The 19,878-nt window shown below is 63.7% G+C and carries 15 protein-coding genes; 10 read left to right on the forward strand and 5 right to left on the reverse strand.

Features of this window, described 5'->3' with window-relative positions; all coding sequences use genetic code 11:
• Positions 1 to 3 precede the first annotated feature (3 nt).
• Both U1702_RS06175 and U1702_RS06180 read right to left on the reverse strand, forming a co-directional pair.
• Positions 4 to 1,509, reverse strand: a complete 1,506-nt coding sequence (locus U1702_RS06175) for a tryptophan halogenase family protein (protein WP_332723000.1) — start codon at positions 1,507 to 1,509, stop codon at positions 4 to 6.
• 67 nt (positions 1,510 to 1,576) lie between these two features.
• Positions 1,577 to 4,780 (reverse strand): TonB-dependent receptor, encoded by a 3,204-nt coding sequence (locus U1702_RS06180; RefSeq protein WP_332723002.1) that lies wholly within the window; start codon positions 4,778 to 4,780, stop codon positions 1,577 to 1,579.
• Positions 4,781 to 4,954: 174 nt separating this feature from the next.
• Between U1702_RS06180 and U1702_RS06185 the strand changes: the two genes are divergently transcribed.
• From U1702_RS06185 to U1702_RS06210, 6 genes are all read left to right on the forward strand, one after another.
• On the forward strand, positions 4,955 to 6,037 hold the full coding sequence (locus tag U1702_RS06185) for an acyltransferase family protein (protein ID WP_332723004.1): 1,083 nt from the start codon (positions 4,955 to 4,957) through the stop codon (positions 6,035 to 6,037).
• A gap of 88 nt (positions 6,038 to 6,125) precedes the next feature.
• Positions 6,126 to 7,169: an SIS domain-containing protein gene (locus U1702_RS06190; RefSeq protein ID WP_332724599.1), complete on the forward strand. Its 1,044-nt coding sequence runs from the start codon at positions 6,126 to 6,128 to the stop codon at positions 7,167 to 7,169.
• Positions 7,166 to 8,332: an N-acetylglucosamine-6-phosphate deacetylase gene (gene nagA, locus U1702_RS06195; protein ID WP_332723006.1), complete on the forward strand. Its 1,167-nt coding sequence runs from the start codon at positions 7,166 to 7,168 to the stop codon at positions 8,330 to 8,332. Before U1702_RS06190 ends, nagA begins: the two co-directional genes overlap by 4 nt.
• Before the next feature lie 11 nt (positions 8,333 to 8,343).
• Complete coding sequence (gene ptsP / locus U1702_RS06200; protein WP_332723008.1) at positions 8,344 to 10,833, forward strand: phosphoenolpyruvate--protein phosphotransferase; 2,490 nt, start codon at positions 8,344 to 8,346, stop codon at positions 10,831 to 10,833.
• A complete protein-coding gene (nagE, locus tag U1702_RS06205; RefSeq protein ID WP_332723010.1) occupies positions 10,830 to 12,512 on the forward strand; it encodes an N-acetylglucosamine-specific PTS transporter subunit IIBC in 1,683 nt (560 codons plus the stop codon). The genes ptsP and nagE overlap by 4 nt, the downstream gene beginning before the upstream one ends.
• Positions 12,505 to 13,548 (forward strand): SGNH/GDSL hydrolase family protein, encoded by a 1,044-nt coding sequence (locus U1702_RS06210; RefSeq protein ID WP_332723012.1) that lies wholly within the window; start codon positions 12,505 to 12,507, stop codon positions 13,546 to 13,548. Before nagE ends, U1702_RS06210 begins: the two co-directional genes overlap by 8 nt.
• Here U1702_RS06210 and U1702_RS06215 read toward each other — a convergent pair.
• Positions 13,533 to 14,354, reverse strand: a complete 822-nt coding sequence (locus U1702_RS06215) for a glycoside hydrolase family 16 protein (RefSeq protein WP_332723014.1) — start codon at positions 14,352 to 14,354, stop codon at positions 13,533 to 13,535. The genes U1702_RS06210 and U1702_RS06215 overlap by 16 nt on opposite strands.
• Before the next feature lie 95 nt (positions 14,355 to 14,449).
• On the opposite strand from U1702_RS06215, the gene U1702_RS06220 reads away from it, so the two are divergent.
• Together U1702_RS06220 and U1702_RS06225 are read left to right on the forward strand one after the other, a co-directional pair.
• The gene (locus U1702_RS06220) at positions 14,450 to 14,983 is read left to right on the forward strand and encodes a carbohydrate binding domain-containing protein (protein ID WP_332723016.1); all 534 of its coding nucleotides are present in this window, start codon (positions 14,450 to 14,452) and stop codon (positions 14,981 to 14,983) included.
• A gap of 88 nt (positions 14,984 to 15,071) precedes the next feature.
• Entirely contained in the window at positions 15,072 to 15,710 is a 639-nt protein-coding gene (locus U1702_RS06225) for a YceI family protein (protein WP_332723018.1), read from the forward strand.
• Positions 15,711 to 15,728: 18 nt separating this feature from the next.
• Here the strand turns inward: U1702_RS06225 and U1702_RS06230 are convergent, their stop codons facing one another.
• A complete protein-coding gene (locus U1702_RS06230; RefSeq protein WP_332723020.1) occupies positions 15,729 to 16,124 on the reverse strand; it encodes a BLUF domain-containing protein in 396 nt (131 codons plus the stop codon).
• Positions 16,125 to 16,395: 271 nt separating this feature from the next.
• Here U1702_RS06230 and leuA point away from each other — a divergent pair, with 271 nt between their 5' ends.
• Together leuA and argJ are read left to right on the forward strand one after the other, a co-directional pair.
• Positions 16,396 to 18,060 (forward strand): 2-isopropylmalate synthase, encoded by a 1,665-nt coding sequence (gene leuA / locus U1702_RS06235; RefSeq protein ID WP_332724601.1) that lies wholly within the window; start codon positions 16,396 to 16,398, stop codon positions 18,058 to 18,060.
• Between the two features lie 10 nt (positions 18,061 to 18,070).
• Entirely contained in the window at positions 18,071 to 19,294 is a 1,224-nt protein-coding gene (gene argJ, locus U1702_RS06240) for a bifunctional glutamate N-acetyltransferase/amino-acid acetyltransferase ArgJ (RefSeq protein ID WP_332723021.1), read from the forward strand.
• Here argJ and U1702_RS06245 read toward each other — a convergent pair.
• A complete protein-coding gene (locus U1702_RS06245) occupies positions 19,272 to 19,862 on the reverse strand; it encodes a hypothetical protein (protein ID WP_332723023.1) in 591 nt (196 codons plus the stop codon). The two genes, argJ and U1702_RS06245, sit on opposite strands and share 23 nt — an antisense overlap.
• Between the last annotated feature and the right edge of the window lie 16 nt (positions 19,863 to 19,878).

The following is a 19,878-nucleotide window of genomic DNA, read 5'->3' on the forward strand; positions in this document are numbered from 1 at the left end:
CACTCACGGCACAGGAGCCGGACAATATCGCGCGACGAACTCAGCATGCGACGACACGCCCTCGACACCCCGCGCAATCGCATCAGCCACCCCCGCCAGCCGCTGCTCCAGCACATCATTCGGCAACGCATCCGCCAGCCGGTCCGCCGCCACCGGCTCGATCCCCTGCCCCACGAACACCGCATGCCAGCTCGGCGGTCCGAACAGCCCGTCACGATATGCCGCGACATGCCCGCGATGCCGAAACCGCGCGATCTTGTCCGCCAGCGTGTCCGGCACCTCCATCGTCGTCACCCGCTCCCACAGCGGCGCATCGGCTTCGTTCGCCATGTAATGCAGGATCAGGAAGTCGCGGATCCGATCATACTCCACGTCCATCACCCGGTTGAATTCGGCGGGCAACGCAGCGTCGACCCCGTCCGCGTCCGGCAACAGCGTCAACATATGCATGATCGCCATCTGCACCAGATAGATGCTGGTCGACTCCAGCGGCTCCAGGAACCCCCCGGCCAGCCCCATGCCAATCACATTGCGAGACCACGCCGCCTTACGCTTCCCCGCCTTGAACCGCAGCACCCGCGGCTCCGCCAGCGCCTCGCCATCAAGGTTCGCCAGCAACGTCGCCGCCGCCTCGTCGTCCGAGATATCCGCGCTGGAATAGACGTAACCGTTGCCGGTGCGATGTTGCAGCGGGATGCGCCACTGCCACCCCGCCTTGCGTCGCGTCGATCGTGTATAGGGCGTGAAGTCGCTCGACCGCACCGAAGGCACCGCCGCTGCGCTGTCGCACGGCAACCAGTGCGTCCAGTCGTCGAGCTCGACACCAAGGGTCTGCCCGAGCAGCAACGAGCGAAACCCCGAGCAATCGATGAACAGATCGCCCGCGACCTTCACCCCGGACGCCAGCGTCACCGCCGCAACATCGCCACCCTCGCCGTCCCGCTCGACATCGACGATCCGCCCCTCCACCCGCTCGATCCCGCGCGCCTCGGCCCAGCGTCGCAGGAAGCGCGCGTAAAGAAATGCATCGAGGTGATAGGCATAAGAGAATGCATTGCGCACATCGTCGGGCTTGCCACTCGGTAGCATGAACTTGTTCTGCTGCGCCGCGACGATCGGGAAGCAATAATCGAACAGCGGCGCTGCCTTGTCCGCGCGCCGCGCCCGTACCCAATAGCTGAAGAAATCTGCCTCGCCGATCGGGCGGCCGAACGTACCGAACGGGTGGATATAGCGATCCCCCTCCCGCCCCCAATTCACGAACTCGATGCCGAGTTTGAAACTGGCCTGAGTCGCCTGCATGAACGCGACTTCATCAAGCCCCAGAAAGTCGTTGAAATCCTTCATCTGCGGCAGCGTCGCTTCGCCGACGCCGACCGTCCCGATCTCTTCGGATTCGACCAGCCGCACGCGCGCACGCGCCGGGTCCAGCTTGGCGGCACAGGCCGCCGCGCACATCCACCCGGCGGTCCCCCCGCCCACGATTACGAGTTCAAGCGGTCGCGCCATCGCCATCGACCTTAACCTAGCGGGCATTCGGCGCCAGCCCCCACAGGAAGCCGGCGCCGGTGTCGCATCAGAAGTTCAAGCGAGCGCCAAGCTGAAAACGCCGGTCCTGCTTGAACCAGGCGTTCGGCTTGAGCAGCCCGTCCGAGTTTACCTGCTGCTTCAGCACGGTATCGGTGCTCAGCAAATTGGTACCCTCCAGTACGAACTCCAGCGCCTTGCTCACGCGGAAGCGAAGCGACGCATCCAGATAACCGGCCGCATCCTGCCAGATCGGGAAGCCGACACAGCAATCGATCGCCGTCACCAGATATTTGGAGCGCCAGTTATATGCGACGCGCGCCGATACCTGACCCTTTTCATACATGCCGACCAGGTTGAAGCTGTGCTCGGACACACCTTCCAGCGCCTTTGCCCTTACGGTCGTTGTTTCGGTGGAAAGTCCACCGCCCACCGTGCCTGCACCCGTTTCATTCGTAAGATTGACGGTCTCAATCCCGTCATTCTTCACATAGGTATAGTTCGCCTGCACGCCGAACCCGTCGAATGGCGCAGGCAGGAAGTCGAAGAAGCTCTGAAAAGCAAACTCCGCACCATAAATGCCCGCGCCTTCGCCATTGACCGGCCGGTTGAGCCGGACATTCTCGGTCACGCCGTTGTTGGTGACCGACAGGTTAAACTGTCCCGCCTGAATGTAATCGTAGAACTGCTTGTAGAAACCGGTGACGGTGACCGACCCCGCGCGCGCGAAATAATATTCCAGCGTCAGATCGACTTGGTCCGCCGTGATCGGCTTCAACCCTGGATTCCCGGACTGGCCGGTATATTGCCAGTCATAGGCGATCGCATTGCCCGCGGCATCGCGTGTCACGCGCGGATCGGTCGTATCGTTCAAATTAGGCGAGAGCCGGTTGACGTTCAGGAAGTTCCTCAACAGCCCGAAATCAGGCCGCGACATCGCCCGCGAATAGGCGAAACGCGACACCAGCTTGTCGGTTAGGTCGAACTTGATGTTGAAGCTTGGCAACACATGGAAATGGTTGACCGCGGTCGTGTCGGCCACCGTCGCGCCATTGTTGAACGCCAGTTCCGACCCGCCGACCACGCAGCCCGATGTCGCCGTCGGACGACCCGTCCCCGGATCGGTGCCACGCGTACAAACCAGCGCGTCCGCCGTGAACGGGTTGGCGAAGGTCGTCGCACCTTGCGTCGCATCCTTGGTCCAGATCAGTCGTGCACCCAAGTTACCGGAAACCTTGACGCCACCGATCCGCAGGCTGTCGCCCCCGAACTTCGCCATAGCATAGGCGGCAACCGTCCGCTCGCTCACCTTATGGATCTCGCTGGGCAGGTAACAGCCATAGTCACCCTGGATCGTCTCACCGGCGCGATACCCCGCGCCGGAGCAGACCGGGTAATACTCGCCTACGCCGATCGAAGGACGGCCCAACGTCGATGCCAGCGCGGCGCTATCGACCAGCTTGTCCATGTTGAAGAATACGAACGAGTTCTGGTTGGTCTGGTTGCCCGCGAAGAAATTGCTGCCGAAATTGTGAATCTGGGTGGCGTTCGCACCATAAATTGGGCGATCGGTGTTGAAATAGGATGCCTGGGTATAGGTCCAGTTGTTGGAGATATTCGCCCAGTTATACGCGCCCCAGCGAACCGTCTGATCGCGATCGGAATAGCGCGCGCCGACCTTGATCGCATCCAGCCAGCCCGAGTCCACCGAATATTCCGCGTCCATGCGGAATGCATACTCCTCGCCGTCACTGTCCTCGGTGTGATCGGTGATCGCATAGAAATGATAGTTATTGGCGTTGACCAAACCGCCTGGCGACAGATTGATGTTGTCCGCCACCGTCGGGGTGAACTGCAACCGCGGATATTCGCCGGTCAGATCGACGAAGGTGTTGGCATAGCTGCGCGCCGTAACGGACGCGTTGTAGTTGTTCACGCTGGCGTCGACATATTGGCCGTCGAACGAAACGCGCAGCCGGTCGGTCACGTCCCAGCGGAAGTTGAGGCCGAAATCCTGCGTGATCTGCTTGTTGCGCAGCGCATTTGCGGCGGTATCGACCTGCGGTGCCTTTTGCGTGTTGGTGCAACCTTCCCACGCATAGCAGCGGTTGAAGAACGCCTGCCCGCTCTGGTTGACGCCCAGCCCCAGATTGTCGTTGCCTTCGCCCACATACGGACGCGGTACCGACCACCAGCCGCTCAGGAAATCGCCGTCTTCATCGAACTTGAACGGTGCCGTGCCATTTAACGGACCGATCAGCGCCGAATCGGTGAATTCAAAATTGCTAGGTCGACCATAAAGCTCGGGGCCCACCGCGCTGGAATAAACCGCATATTCGCGCCAGCTGTTATTGTACTGCGACCGGTTATACTGGCCCGTCAACTGCATCGATTCATCGGTCGACTTCCACTGAAACGCCGCGGCAACGCCATAACGTTTCCGGTCATATTCGTTCTCGCGCAGATAGATGCCGCTCGGCATATATTGCTTGCCGGGGCCGAACACGCCGTTGAAGATCGCCGTTCGGTCGAACTGCACACCCTGGCTTGACGTGATTGCGTGCGAATAGGCACCGTTGACCATCAGGCCGATCTCGCCGATCCCGGTATCCCAACGGTCGGAGATGATGCCCGAAACTTCGGGCGTCGATTTCTTGGCGATGTCGCCATAGGTGTTCTTGATCGAGAGCGAAATCAGCCGCCCGTCGCTGTCGAACGGTACACGCGTGCGCAGATTGACCGTGCCGGCGATGCCGCCTTCGATCAGGTCGGCGGTCTGGTTCTTGTAGGTGTCTATACCGCCCAGCAATTCGGGCGAAATATCCTGCCAGCTCAGACCGCGCGAGGAGTTGGCGCTGAACGTGTCGCGGCCATTGAACTCCGACCGCACCTGGCTCAGACCGCGAACGATAACGCCCGACGGCTCGGCCGAAAAGTGCGAGGTATCGTCGGTACCGGCAAAGCGGACGACGGTGATGCCAGGTACGCGTTGCAACGCCTCGGCCACCGATTTGTCGGGGAACGAACCGATATCTTCCGCAGTAATCGAATCGACGACCGTATCGGCGTTGCGCTTGCGATTCTGCGCTGACTCCAGATTTTCGCGCGCGCCGGTGATGACGACTTCATCGGCCGCATCGGCCTCTGCCGCATCCTGCGCCATCGCGGGCGTAATGCCGCTGACCAGCGCCGCGACGCAGATGCCGCGCAGCAGATTCTGACGAACGCCTAACCCCTTAACTCGATCAACCATGTCGCACTCCCCCTTCCCTGAAGGATCTCCCGGTCGCTTTGAACGACCTATATGAGACCAATTGCGCTATTGGACTATTACCAATAGACTACAAATTAGATCGGCTGTCCATTGCAAATTTATGGCATCTCGATGATGCTGCCGGCCGGCGAAGTTCATGGGGGGAGCGAAGCGATGCGCCTGATTTCACTGGATGTGTTGCGCGGCTTGACTGTCGCGGGAATGATTCTGGTCAATTCAGCGGCCGGCATGAAATATAGCGCGGAGGCCAATGTCGCGCCGATTCTGTTGCACGTCAGCTGGGCGGGTCTAACCCTTGCGGATCTCGTCTTCCCGGCCTTTCTTACCATGGTCGGGCTCGCCATTCCGTTCTCGATGCAGAATCGCGCCCCGGGCAACGGACAGAGTGGGCACGCCCTCGCGCGCGCCGGCCGTATCGTCCTGCTCGGCTTTATTCTCTCCAACCTCTACTGGTTCGCGGATTTCGGCGAACGCGACTGGCGGCTGTTTGGCGTGCTTCAGCGAATCGGGCTGGTCTATGGTGCCTGCGCCCTGCTTTTCCTGTTCGTCGGACCGCGCGTGCGACTCGCGCTTATCGCCGTCATGCTCATCGCTTATTGGCCGCTCACGCTCGCGCCGGCACTCGACGGATTGTCCAATGATATCTGGCAACGCGGTCACAATTTCGTCGCCTCGGTCGACCGCGTGCTGCTCGGAAACCACCTCTACGTAAAGGGACCGGAGGGCTATGATCCAGAGGGGATTTTGGGCACCCTGGCTGCCATCGCGCACGGCCTGATCGGCGTCGCCATCGGGGAGTTGCTGATCCGGCGCGAGGGGCAGCGCACGGGCCTGCTGGCGATCGCCGGAACAACGATGCTGGCCGTGGGACTGGCGTGGAGCTTCGCCTTCCCGATCGTGAAAGACATCTGGTCCAGCAGCTTCGTGCTGGTCACCTGCGGCATCACTGTGCTGACGCTGGCCGTACTTCACCATTTCCTCGACCGCGAAGGTCGCGCGCCGGGGTTCGCCGCCACCGCGATGCTGGCATTCGGCGTCAACGCCATTGCCGCCTATACGCTGCATCAGGTGACGGCGGGGGTCGTGACCTGGGACCTGTTGCTTGTCCCCTTCCACGCATCGCGCGCGACTTTGGGCGATCCAATCGCGTCGCTGTTCCCTGTCGTACTCTATATGCTCCTGATCTGGGGCGCGATGGAGTGGCTGCGGCGCAAACGCTGGATCATCAAAATCTGACCCAGTTCAGGATACATCTTGATGAGACCAATATAACCTATATAGTACCTATCGAGCCGGTACGGACTGAGGCGGGGACGATTTGACGATGACGGCGGGGGTGATGGTGGCGCAATGGGCGACTCTGATGGCAAGCGAAGCGGCCGAGGCCAGCGTTGCCGTCGCCCGGATGCTCGCCGCGAACGCCCCGGCTTTTGCTGCAATTGGCGAGCGTCTGCGTGCCGCGCCGCCATCGGGCGTAATCACCTGTGCGCGCGGATCGTCCGATCACGCCGCAACTTATGCCAAATACCTGATCGAAACAGTGACCGGCGTCCCGACCGCATCGGCGGCGCTGTCGATCGCGTCGATCTATGACGCGCCGGTCGCGGCGGGCAACCGCCTGTGCCTAGCCATCTCGCAATCGGGCCAAAGCCCGGACCTGCTCGCCACGGTCCACAACCAGCGCGACGCCGGCGCATTCGTCGTCGCCCTGATAAACGCGCCTGATTCGCCGCTCGCCGATCTGGCCGATGTCGTGATCGCGCTCAGCGCCGGACCGGAAAAATCGGTTGCGGCGACCAAATCCTATATCTGCTCGCTCGCCGCCATCGCCGCATTGGTCGCCGCATGGTCGGACGATGCCGAACTGACCGAAGCCGTTGCCACGCTCCCGGCACAGCTCGATGCCGCACACCGGCTCGACTGGACGGCGGCGGTCGAGGCACTCACCGACGCGTCCAACCTGTTCGTGCTGGGTCGCGGTCTGGGCTATGGCATCGCACAGGAGGCCGCGCTGAAATTCAAGGAAACCTGCGCGCTTCACGCCGAAAGCTTCAGCGCCGCCGAAGTCCGCCACGGCCCGATGGCGATCGTCGGCGATGCCTTCCACGTCCTCGCGCTGGGTGGCAGCGACCGGGCGGGCGAGAGCGTCCGCGAAGCCGCCGCAGAGTTTCGCACGCGCGGTGCCGATGTCCTGCTCGCGGATCCCGGCGCGGACGCGAGCGATCTGCCCGCGATCCGCGCGCATCCGGCGATCGAGCCGATACTGATGATCCAGAGCTTTTACCCGATGGCCAACGCGCTCTCGCTCGCACGCGGCCTCAACCCCGACACGCCCCCGCATCTCAACAAGGTTACCGCTACGCTATGATCGTTCGCATCGACAATGGCCGCATCGTCACGCCATCGGGCGTGCTCGGGGCCGCCGACCTTGTCGTCAAAGGCGACATCATCGCTGCGTTGACCACGCCGGGGATTGGTCGCGCAGACGAGACGATCGACCTCGACGGCGGCTGGCTGTTGCCCGGCTTCATCGACACGCAAGTCAATGGCGGCGGCGGCGTGCTGCTCAACGATCAGGCCGATGTCGACGCCATTGCCGCGATCGGCGCAGCGCATGCGCGCTTCGGCACCACCGCGTTCCTGCCCACCCTTATCAGCGACACGCCCGCCCAGATCGCGGCGGCATTAGCCGCAGTCGACGCCGCGATCGACGCCGGGGTTCCGGGCGTGCTCGGCATCCATATCGAGGGGCCGTTCATCAACGAGGCGAAACGCGGGATCCACGAGGCGCATCGCATTCGTCGCCTCGATGCCGATACGCTGGCCCTGCTGACCGCGCCACGCCGGGGTCGCGTCATGCTCACACTCGCGCCCGAACTGTGCGACGAGGAGGACATCCGTACCCTCGTGCAGCACGGCGTCATCGTCAGCGCGGGCCACAGCAACGCGACCTATGACGAGGCAAAGCGCGCCATTGCTGCCGGACTGCGCGGCTTCACCCATTTGTTCAACGCCATGTCGCCGCTCAACCATCGCAAGCCCGGTGCGGTCGGCGCGGCGTTCGATTCGGACAGCTATTGCGGCCTGATCGTCGACGACGCGCACCTCCACCCCGCCGTCGTCAGGCTGGCGGTGAAGGTGAAGGGCATCGACCGTCTGATGCTCGTCACCGACGCCATGCCCAGCGTCGGCACCGACGTTTCCGAATTCACGCTTCAGGGCAAACGCATTGCTGTCCGCGACGGCGTTTGCCTGTTCGAGGACGGCACGCTGGCGGGGACGCATCTCGATATGGCCTCCGCGCTGCGCAACACGGTGGAGGCGACCGGCCTGCCAGTGCCGGATGTTTCGATGATGGCCAGCGCCACCCCGGCGGACTTCCTCTCGCTGGGCGCCAGCCACGGCACCCTGGCGGCAGGCAAGCGCGCCGACTGGGTCTGGCTCGACCGCGATCTTCAGCCACGCGGCACCTGGATCGGCGGCATGTCGATTGCGGAACCGATGCCCGCGCTGGCCCGCGCAACGCAGTAAAAGGATATTCGATGACGCTGATCGTCACCTCGCCGCTCAGGGGCTGGGCCTCGGCACTCGATTCGGTGCCGGATCCCGTATTCGCCCAGCGGATGATGGGCGACGGCGTTGCGATCCAGCCGCTCGACGACACGATCTGCGCGCCATTTGACGGCGAAATCGTCACGCTCCACGATTCGGGTCACGCCGTCTCGCTGCGCAGCGCGGAGGGAGCGGAGATCCTGATTCATATCGGCCTCGACACCGTCGCGCTGAAGGGGAAAGGCTTCACTCCGCTGGCAAAGGTGGGGCAAATGGTGTCGCGCGGCGACCCGCTGATCCGCTTCGATCTCGATGCCGTCGCGCTCTCCGCCACCAGCCTCATCACCCCGGTCATCGTCACCAATGCAGAGGCGTTCACAATCACCCGCCGCACCGTGGATCGCGCGGTTGGTGCGTGCGAGGAACTGATGGCGCTGACCCTCATCCGCGCCGACACGCGCCGCCGTTCCGACGATGGCATCGTGATCGAGGATCGCGTCACCCTCTCGCTCCCCCACGGCATCCACGCCCGCCCCGCCGCCCGAATCGGCGAGTGCGCGCGCGGGTTCGAGGCTGAGGTGCATCTGCTACTCGGTGAGAAGCGCGGCGACGCGCGCAGCACGGTCGCATTGCTCGCGCTCGGGTCGCGCTTCGGCGACGAAGTCGTCGTGCAAGCGCGCGGCGACGATGCCGAGGCTGCGCTCAGCGCGATTGTCGCATTGTTGGCGTCGGATATGGGCGAAGCCGTTCCGGCACCGCACGCAGCCCCACCAATTGCGGTCGAGGCATTGTTGCCCGGCCAAATCGGTGGCGTCACCGCCTCTCCCGGCCTCGCTATCGGCCCCGTCACACGGCTCCGTCAAACCGCCATCGTTGTCGAGCTTGAGGGCGAGGGCGATGCGCATGAACGCGCCGCTTTGACCGCTGCCCGTGCCGTCGTGCGCGATCGGATCGAGGGTCGCGCCAATGCCGAGGGCGGAAGCATCGCCGCCGTCATGGGGGCGCATCTCTCGCTGCTCGACGACCCGTCACTGCTCACCGCCGCCGAAACCCGCATCGCCACAGGCACCAGCGCCGGATTCGCGTGGCGTGGCGCGATCCACGACCAGATCGAAGTGCTGCGTCAAACCGGCAACGCGCATCTGATGGAGCGGATCGACGATCTGATCGACATCGAACGACAGGTGCTGTCGACGCTCACCGGAGCACCGGCGGAAGCTGCGGCGATACCGACCGGTGCGATTATCGTCGCCGACGATCTGTTGCCGTCGCAGTTGGTCGCGCTGGCCGCAAACAAGCCCGCCGGCATCTGCCTCGCGCATGGTGGCCCGACCTCGCATGTGGCAATCCTGTGCGCGGGCATGGGCATCCCGGCGCTGGTGGCGATGGGCGACGCGCTCGACGGGATTGCGGATGGCATGACACTCTTGCTCGACGCCGATGCGGGCTGCGTTTCGACCACGCCATCCGCCGAAGAAATCACTGCCTTCACCGCCCGTGTCGCCGCTCGCCAGGCCCGCCGCGACGCCGCGCACGCCGCCGCGTCCGACACGTGCCACACCGCCGACGGGGTGCGCATTGAACTGTTCGCCAATCTCGGGAGCGTCGAGGATGCCCGCGCCGCCGCCGGGCAGGGCGCCGAAGGCTCAGGCCTGGTCCGCAGCGAATTCCTGTTCCTCGATCGCGCCGACGCACCGTCGGAGGACGAGCAGTACGCCGCCTATCAGGGCATCGCCGATACGCTCCCCGGTAAGCCGGTCATCATCCGCCTGCTCGATGTCGGCGGCGACAAGCCCGCCGCTTACATCCCGATCGCGGCAGAGGAGAATCCGGCGCTGGGCCAGCGCGGCATCCGCGTCGGCCTCGCCCACCCCGCCCTCCTCGAAACGCAAATTCGCGCGATTCTGCGCGTCCAGCCGGTCGGCCAGTGCCGCATCATGATCCCGATGGTCACCTGCGTCACCGAAGTGCGACAGGTCCGCGCCATCGTCGATCGCCTGCGTGGCGAAATGGGCATCGCGGAACCGGTCGAGGTCGGCGTCATGGTCGAAACCCCCGCTGCCGCGATGACCGCAGATCTGCTCGCCGCCGAAGCCGACTTCCTGTCGATCGGCACCAACGATCTCACCCAATATGTGCTTGCGATGGATCGCGGCAATCCCGCAGTCGCCGCCGGGGTCGACGCCATGCACCCCGCCGTGTTGCGCATGATCGCGCAGACCTGTCGCCTTGCCACCGCGCAAGGCCGTTGGGTCGGCGTCTGTGGCGGCCTTGCTTCCGATCCCGCAGCCGTGCGGATCCTGATCGGCCTGGGCGCGACCGAATTGTCCACCGTCCCCGGCTTCGTGGCCGAGGCGAAAGCGATCGTCCGCACCCTCACTCTCGGCGACGCCCGCGACCATGCGGAGCGCGCACTGGCCTGCACCTCCGCTGCCGAAGTCCGCGCACTGGCTCGCGCATTCGAGGAGTCCTGCCCATGAGAAAGATCCTCGAAACGCTTCAGCCACTCGGTCGCGCGCTGATGCTGCCGATCGCAGCGCTGCCGATCGCCGGGCTGCTGCTGCGGATCGGCGCGCCCGATCTGCTCGATATCGCTTTCATCTCGGCGGCGGGATCGGCCATTTTCGCCAATCTCGGAATCCTGTTTGCGATCGGCGTCGCGGTCGGCTTTGCACGAGACGGCAATGGTGCGGCGGCGCTCGCCGGGGTCACCTGTTATCTGGTGACCGTCACCGGTGCGCAGACGTTCCTGATCGCACCGCCAGAGATCGGCGCGGGATTGCCCGACGCGGCGGCCGCGCTCGCGGCAAAGGACTGGGCGCTTGGCCAGATCGACAAGCTGGAGGTTCCGATCGGCATCCTGTCCGGCCTGATCGCCGGAAAATTCTACAACCGCTTTGCGACGATCGCCTTACCCGAATATCTCGCCTTCTTCGGCGGGCGACGCTTTGTCCCAATCGCCAGCAGCGTCGCCGGACTGCTGCTCGCAGCGGTGATCGGCTATGGTTATGCCCATATCAGCGGCGCGATCGACAGCGCCAGCCGCACCGTCGTTGAAAGCGGCGGGGTCGGCCTGTTCGTGTTCGGCGTGCTCAACCGGTTGCTGATCGTCACCGGGCTCCACCATATCATCAACAACGCCGCCTGGTTCGTCGTCGGCGATTTCAACGGCGCGACCGGCGATCTCGGGCGCTTCTTCAAGGGCGATCCGAACGCCGGCGCATTCATGTCCGGCTTCTTCCCGGTGATGATGTTCGGGCTGCCCGCCGCATGCCTGGCAATGTATCACGAGGCACGGCTTGATCGACGCAAGGCGGTGGGGGGCATGTTCTTCAGCCTGGCCTTCACCAGCTTCCTGACCGGCGTGACCGAGCCGATCGAATTCACCTTCATGTTCGTCGCCCCCTTGCTCTACGCGATCCACGCGCTGCTCACCGGCATTTCGATGGCGCTGATGGACGCGCTGGGGGTGAAGCTCGGCTTCGGCTTTTCGGCGGGGCTGTTCGACTATGTGCTAAACTTCAAGCTGGCGACGCACCCGCTATGGCTGCTGCCGATCGGTGCCGCCTATGCCGCGCTCTATTACGGGCTGTTCCGCTTTGCCATCCGCCGCTTCAACCTCGCCACGCCGGGGCGCGAGCGCGGCGAAACCGCCGAAGCCGCGACCGCGTCAAAGGGCAGCGAACGCGGTGCAGCGTTTGTCGCAGCGCTCGGTGGCGCGACCAATCTGACCAGCGTGGACGCCTGCACCACCCGCCTGCGCCTGATCGTCGTGGACCAGAAGGCAATCGATGACGCCGCGCTCGCCAGCCTCGGCTCACGCGGCATCATTCGCCCTTCGGCCAGCGCGGCACAGGTCGTGCTCGGCCCGATCGCCGATCTGGTGGCGGAGGAAATTCGCGGCGTGCTGGGCGGCGCTTCCGCCACGCCTGCACCCAGATCCGTCGCGGCTGAACCTGCGACCGAAACCGCCACGCTTCCTGCGGCGATCCTCTCCGCACTTGGCGGCAACGACAATATCCGCTCGATCCTCCTGCTCCATGGCCGCATCCGCGTCGAGCTGGCCGATGCGACGCAGATCGACGAACCGGCACTGGCGAGCGCGACGCGCGGCATCGTTCGCCCCCAACCGGATGTCTGTCACATCCTGCATGATTAGGGTCGCCGCCGCCTTTATCACGCTCGCTGTGCCCGCTCTGGCGCAGACAAACGTTGCCCTTCCCGTCCACACCGCTGGTCGGGTCGTGGCGGCAGCGGACGGCAGCTTCAGCTTCGGCTGGCCCGGAATCTATATCGAGGGGCGGTTTCGCGGCACCGCCGTCCGCGTGCGGTTCGATGCGCCGACCGACCATATCCGGCTCTCGATCGACGGGGTGGAGCACACCGTCTTCCGCGCGCCCGGCATGGTCGATACGACCATCAGCGGACTTCCCGACGGCGAGCACGTCGTCCGCCTCGACAAGCTCACCGAGACCCAATTCGGCAGCAGCCGTTTCATCGAATTCGAGGCTGTCGGCGGCACGCCTCTCCCCGCAAAACCCCGCCCGCGCCGGATCGAGTTCATCGGCGACAGTTTCACCGTCGGCTACGGCAACACCGCGCCTGGTCAAAAATGCACCGGACAACAGGTCCACGACCTCACCGACACCAGCCAGGCATTCGGCCCGATCGCCGCGCGCGGCCTGAACGCCGACTATCGCATCAACGCCTTTTCCGGCTTCGGGGTTGTCCGCAACTATGACGGCAACGTGCGCGGCCAAAGCCTGCCCACCATCTATCCGCGCGCCATTCCAGGCAACGACGCCTCGCCCCGCGACGACATCGCATGGCAACCACATGTGATCGTCATCAACCTTGGCGGCAACGATTTTTCCACCGCCTTGAAACCCGGCGAACCTTGGGGGAGCGCCGATGCACTCAAGACGGATTATCACAGGCGTTACGTCACCTTCGTCACCCACCTTGCGGCGCGCGAGCCGCAGGCACGCTTCATCCTGATGGGGGCGGACTTATATTATGCCGAGGTCGAAAAGGTCGCGTCCGACCTGACAGCGTCATTGCCCGGTCGCGTCACGCTGCTGCATTTCACTGGCCTCGACCTCGCCGGCTGCCACGGCCACCCCTCGCTCGCCGATCACCGCCTCCTCGCAAAACTGGTGACCGGCCAGATCGAAAAGATTCAGGGCTTTCGCTGATAAACCCGGACATGTTCGATCTCGAACGTCGCCGGAAAAATCGCGTCGTCCACAGCGCCACCCATCGCCCCGCCGACCGCTAGGTTCAGCAACAAATATTGCGGTTTGTCGAACGGCCATTGCGCAACACCGGTGCCCTCATTCACGTATTTGTGATACGCCTTGCCATCGACGGCAAAGCGCAACTCCTTCGGCGTCCACACCAGCTGATAATCGTGAAACGCCTCGCACGCATCAGCCACCACAACCTTGGCGCCATTGCCGGACGTCCCCACGCTGGCGCGCGTATGCACGGTCCCGAACACGTCGCCGGGAGTCATGCCGACATGTTCCATGATATCGATCTCGCCGCCATCGGGATGGCTCGCCGTCGATCCCAGCGTCCAGATCGCCGGCCATGACCCCTTACCACAGGGCAGCTTCGCGCGGACCTCGATCATGCCATAGGTCCATTCCGCCTTGCCCTTCGTAATCAACCGCGCGGACGTGTATTTCTGTCCACCATGATCGGCCCGATCGCTCAGCGTCTCCTTGCGCGCGGTGATAATGAGACGCCCCTTCTCAACCCGCGCGTTTTCGGACCGGTCGGCGGCATAGTATTGCAGTTCTTTGTTGTACCAGCCAGTCTTGTTGGCGTGCGTGTCCCAAATCCATTTCGCCGGATCGGGCAGACCGTCGCGGTCGAACTCGTCCTCCCACACCAGCTCGTAGCTACCGGTGCGCGCTTCCTGCGGTTCGGACGCCGCAACCCCCGCCAAGGGAACCAGGCTCAACACGAATTTCCAGCGTGAAAGCGCGGTCAACATCGGATCGATCCTTTGCCAATTGGTATTAGATTGATCTGATACTTGTCCCTATAATATCATGCAATCGACTCGGGCGATAAAAAGGGAGAGAAATCGTGATCCAGATCCGACTTGCACTGGCCGCAATCGCCATCGCACTGACCGGAGCCGCTGCTCTCGCGCAGACCGCCGCCGCACCGCCGCCGATGCTCAACGAACCCACCGCCGGGTGGAATGTGTTCGGCCCCGGCCAAACGCATAAGGCGCGCAAGGACGCAGCGGTGCAGGGCGGCATAGCGATGCGCGTCACCATTGCCAGCAAACCCGCCAATCCATGGGATATCGGCGCGTCGGTGCCGGTACAAAAGGGCGTGGCAAAGGGCGACAAGCTGATCCTCGCCTTCTGGGCACGTATTGCCGATGCCGGCGACGGGCGGGCCGATGTCGGCGCAACGATTCAGCAGAACAGTGCTCCCTATGCCCCGATCGTCGCTGGCCGGGTCGAACTCACCAGCGAGTGGAAGCTGGTGCATATCAAGGGGATCGCCGCCGCCGACTACACGGCCGGTCAGGTCAACGCCGCACTCACACTGGGCGACGGCGCGCGCACGATCGACCTCGGTCCGGCGTTTGTGATGAAGAGCGAATAACCGGAAACCTTGTGTTCCCGGATCGTTGTTTGACCGTCACGCTTCCTTGCGAGAGAAGTGGCACCGACTTCATTTCCGGGAGATTTCCATGCGCCTCATTATCGCCGCGCTCGTTGCGACCACCGCCATCGCCACTCCGATTATCGCGCAACAGATGCAAAAGCCCGGCTCGAAGAGCACCGCCGCGCTCACCGGCGGCACTTACACAGTCGATCCCAACCACACGCTGGTAAAGTGGGAAGTCGATCATCTTGGCTTCTCCCCGCTTTACGGCCTGTTCGGTCAGGTCACCGGCACGCTGACGCTCGATCCCAAGAACCCGTCCGCGTCGAAAGTCGACGTGACCATCCCGGTGTCGAAGATGGCGACCGCTGTCCCCGGCTTCACCGCGCACCTGCTCAGCCCCGGCAAGGACGGCAAGAAGCCCGATTTCTTCGGCGCGACCCCGGCTGACGCCAAGTTCGTATCGACCAGCGTCGTCGTCGATGGCGGTGGCGATGAGGCCAAGGTGACCGGGAATTTCACGCTCAACGGCGTGACGAAACAGATCGTCCTCGACGTGGATTTCTATGGCGCGGGCAAGGCTCCGGCCCCGATGGGCGGCAAGGAAAATGTCGGGTTCGAGGCGGAAGCCACGGTCAAGCGCAGCGATTATGGCCTCGGCTATGCTGTCCCGATGGTCAGCGACGAAGTGAAGCTGGAAATCGCCGCCGCGTTCCAGAAATAACCAGTCGCGCCGCGCGGTTCACGCCGCGCGGCGCACCTGACAAAACCCCTCGAACGTCGCGCGCACGCTGGGCGAGGCATTGGCCGCAAGCTGGCCGATACGGGCGATAACAGCGTCGGCGTCGGTGCCCGGATCACGGTGTGCCATCGCCCATTGACCGAACTCGCGCGTCTCGACGTTTCGCATCGACAGCATCACAACGGCGCGATGGCGCGTGTCCTGCTCGATCCGCGCCATCGCCTCCAGCAGCTTGTTCTCCGGCCCCTCCAGCGCCTGAAGAAACCGGCTGGCATCGGCATAGAGCAGCCCACTGATCCCGTCCCGGGCGTTGTTGCGCCGCGATACGGTCAGAATATTGCCGAGCGAAATCACCTGTCCCGGCGTGACCGAACTGACATAGACAAGCTGCAACATACGCGTGCACTCCACTTGGAACCGGCATCGTTATCGCGCGCATTTCTTTAAAATCAGTGACTTGCGCCACCACTCGCCTTTCGCACTGGACAGCCCCGGCCCACTTCGCCATTACCCCGCGCATGACCGCCATCCATGGCCTTCTCCTCCTTGCACGACTTACGCGCCCTTAAGGCGCGTGTCCCCGCGCGGCCATCCGCCAGCGCACACGGCCTTAAGGGCAAATTGAACCCTGAACGCCAATCGTCCTGCCAAGAGAAACGCCATGACCATGTTGCGCGACCCCAGCGTCAAATACCGCCCCTTCCCCCAGATCGACCTGCCTGACCGGCAATGGCCCTCGAGGACGATCACCCGCGCGCCACGCTGGCTTTCCACCGACCTGCGCGATGGCAATCAGGCACTGATCGACCCGATGGATGCGGAAAAAAAGACGCGCTTCTTCGACCTGATCTGTCGCGTCGGGATTAAGGAAATCGAGGTCGGCTTTCCCGCCGCCGGAGCGACCGAGTTCGATTTCATCTCCGGCCTCGTCCGCGACGGTCGCATCCCTGACGACGTGACGGTACAAGTGCTGACACAGGCGCGCCGCGACCTGATCGAAACCACCTTCAACAGCTTGGCCGGTGCCAAGACCGGCATCGTTCATGTCTATAACGCGGTCTCGCCTGCCTGGCGCAAGATTGTGTTCGGGATGACCCGCGACGAGATCAGGGGCATCGCCATCGAAGCAGCAAAGCTGTTGCGCGACAACGCCGCCGCCCGGCCCGATACCGACTGGCGCTTCGAATACTCACCCGAGACCTTCTCCACCGCCGAGATCGACTTCTCGGTCGAGGTGTGCGCGGCGGTGATGGACGTGCTCCAGCCAACGCCCGACAAGCCGATCATCTTCAACCTGCCCGCTACGGTCGAAGCGGCAACGCCGAACATCTATGCCGACCAGATCGAGTATTTCTGTCGCAACATCCCCAACCGCGATGCCGTGATCGTCTCGCTGCATACGCATAACGATCGCGGCACCGGCGTCGCGGCGGCGGAGCTGGGGCTGATGGCCGGGGCAGACCGGGTCGAGGGCTGCCTGCTTGGCAATGGCGAGCGCACCGGCAATTGCGATCTCGTGACCGTCGCGCTGAATATGTACACACAGGGTATCGACCCCGGCCTCGACTTCTCCGACATCGACGAGATCGTGAACACGGTGCAATATTGCACCAATATCCCAGTCCATCCGCGCACGCCCTATGCCGGCGATCTGGTGTTCACCGCCTTTTCCGGCAGCCATCAGGACGCGATCAAAAAGGGTTTCGCCGCGCAGGACGCGAAGAACGATATGTTGTGGGAAGTCCCCTACCTCCCCATCGATCCCGCCGATCTTGGCCGCAGCTACGAAGCGGTAATCCGCGTCAATTCGCAAAGCGGCAAGGGTGGCGTCGCCTGGGTGATCGAACAGGATAAGGGGCTGAAACTCCCAAAGCGCCTGCAAGCTGATTTCAGCCGTCACGTTCAGCGCCTTGCAGACGAGAGCAGCCGGGAGCTCAACGCCCAGGACATCTGGGGCGCGTTCGTCCGCGCCTATCGCCTTGAGGTGCCGCAACGCTTCACGCTGGGCGCCTATGATGAAACCCGCGCCGCCAATGGCGAACGCATCTTCGCGGGCGCGGTCGAGGTCGATGGCGTCCAGAAATCAGTCAGCGGGCGCGGCAACGGGCTGATCTCCAGTGTCGTCGCTGCGATGCGCGAAGGCTTCGGCATCGACCTCGACATCGCCGATTACGCCGAACACGCGATCGGCCACGGCTCTACCGCCCAGGCCGCCGCCTATGTCGAATGCCGCACCGCCGATGGCCGCACGGTGTGGGGCGTCGGCATCGACGAAGACGTCGCCACCGCCAGCGTCCGCGCCGTGTTGAGCGCGGCGAGCGCGGTCGGCTAAAGGAAACGCAATGACTCGCTCCCCCCTCGCTCCGCTCGGTTTTCCCTACCTCCCCCCGATCGCGGGCGTCGCCCTCCGCGTCGCCCGCGCGCGCTACAAGGAATGGGACCGCTGCGACCTCACCTTCGTCACGCTCGACGAAGGCACCGCCGTAGCAGGCGTCACTACCACCAGCAAATGCCCCTCGCCCGAAGTCGAATGGTGCCGCGACGCGCTGATCCTCGGCAAGGCGCGTGCGCTGGTCGTCAACGCGGGCAACAGCAACGCCTTCACCGGCAACAGAGGCCGCGCGGCGGTCGAAGCTATCGCCGCCCGCACCGCACAGCATCTCGGTTGTAACCCCTCTGACGTGTTCGTCAGCTCGACCGGCGTGATCGGCGTCCCCCTCCCCATCGACAAGGCCGAAGCGGGCCTTGATGCCGCCTTCACCGCCACGCCCTGCGGCTGGGAGGATGCCGCCAACACGATCGGCACCACCGACACCTTCGCCAAGGGCGCGGTCACCACCGCCGTCATAGGCGACAAGACCGTCTCCCTCGTCGGGATTATCAAGGGCAGCGGCATGATCGCGCCCGACATGGCGACGATGCTGGGTTACGTGTTCACCGACGCCGCCGTCGATCCGGCGTGGCTGCAACGCGCGCTGAGCGAGGCCAACACCAAATCCTTCTCGTGCATCACCGTCGATAGCGACACCTCGACCAGCGACACCGTCCTCGCCTTTGCCACCGGGGCGGCGGGCAATGCACCGCTGGCCGACGACGATGATGACGGTGCCGACGCCTTCCGCGCCGCGCTCACCGACCTCTGCCTCCGCCTCGCCCACCTCGTCGTCCGCGACGGCGAAGGCGCATCGAAGTTCATCCGCATCGATGTCGAGGGCGCGGAAAGCGACAAGAGCGCGCACCGCATCGCACTCAGCATCGCCAACTCACCTTTGGTCAAAACCGCCATCGCGGGTGAGGACGCCAATTGGGGCCGCATCGTCATGGCCGTCGGCAAGGCCGGCGAGCCCGCCGACCGCGACAAGCTCGGCATCAGCTTCGGCGGCGTGCAGGTGGCGCAGGCGGGCCTCGCGGTCGAAGGCTATGACGAAGCTCCCGTTGCCGCGCATCTGAAAGGACAGGACATCGAGATCGGCGTCGATCTCGGTCTCGACGAAGGCCGCGCCACCGTGTGGACCTGCGACCTGACGCACGGCTACATCTCGATCAACGCGGATTACCGGAGCTGAAGGGCTTACGTATAATTATGTCGGGGCCAGCATATCCTTTGTTCTGGCTCTCATAAATCTGATGCGCCCGGACTACTCGATCGACAACAAAACTATGGTCGGACGTCCCCATATGGCCATGCCGACCCTTTTTCAGGGTTTTTCGGCCGACAAATTCGACCTCAAACGCTCGGGTGCGACCATCTGGCTTTTCCAGCAGGGGCCTGGTGCCAACTGCGTACTGCGTCAAATCGTCGAACTCTGGCCATATCGTTTCTTCGGCTTCACGATAGGGTGGGCCTGAATCCTTACCTTCAATCAGAGAATCGCCTTCAAACTCTTGAAAATAAACTCCGACAAATCGTCGCGGAGATTCGAAATCGTAACATAGGCGCTCGGACAAGGATCGGGCGATCTTGAAACCGTTCGCCGTAGTCTCACTCGGCAATCGACAGCGCGTGTGTGGATCATACCCAAAAACGACGTTCGTCAAACGATCCCAATTGGCCGCGACAATACGAGGGGCGCGACCTGAACTGGTCCATTCACCGATGCCCCAATAAGCGAGCGGCATTGCAAGCAGCGCCATAGCGGCACCCGCAACC

This window comes from Sphingomonas sp. LT1P40 (assembly GCF_036663835.1).
GTDB lineage: Bacteria > Pseudomonadota > Alphaproteobacteria > Sphingomonadales > Sphingomonadaceae > Sphingomonas.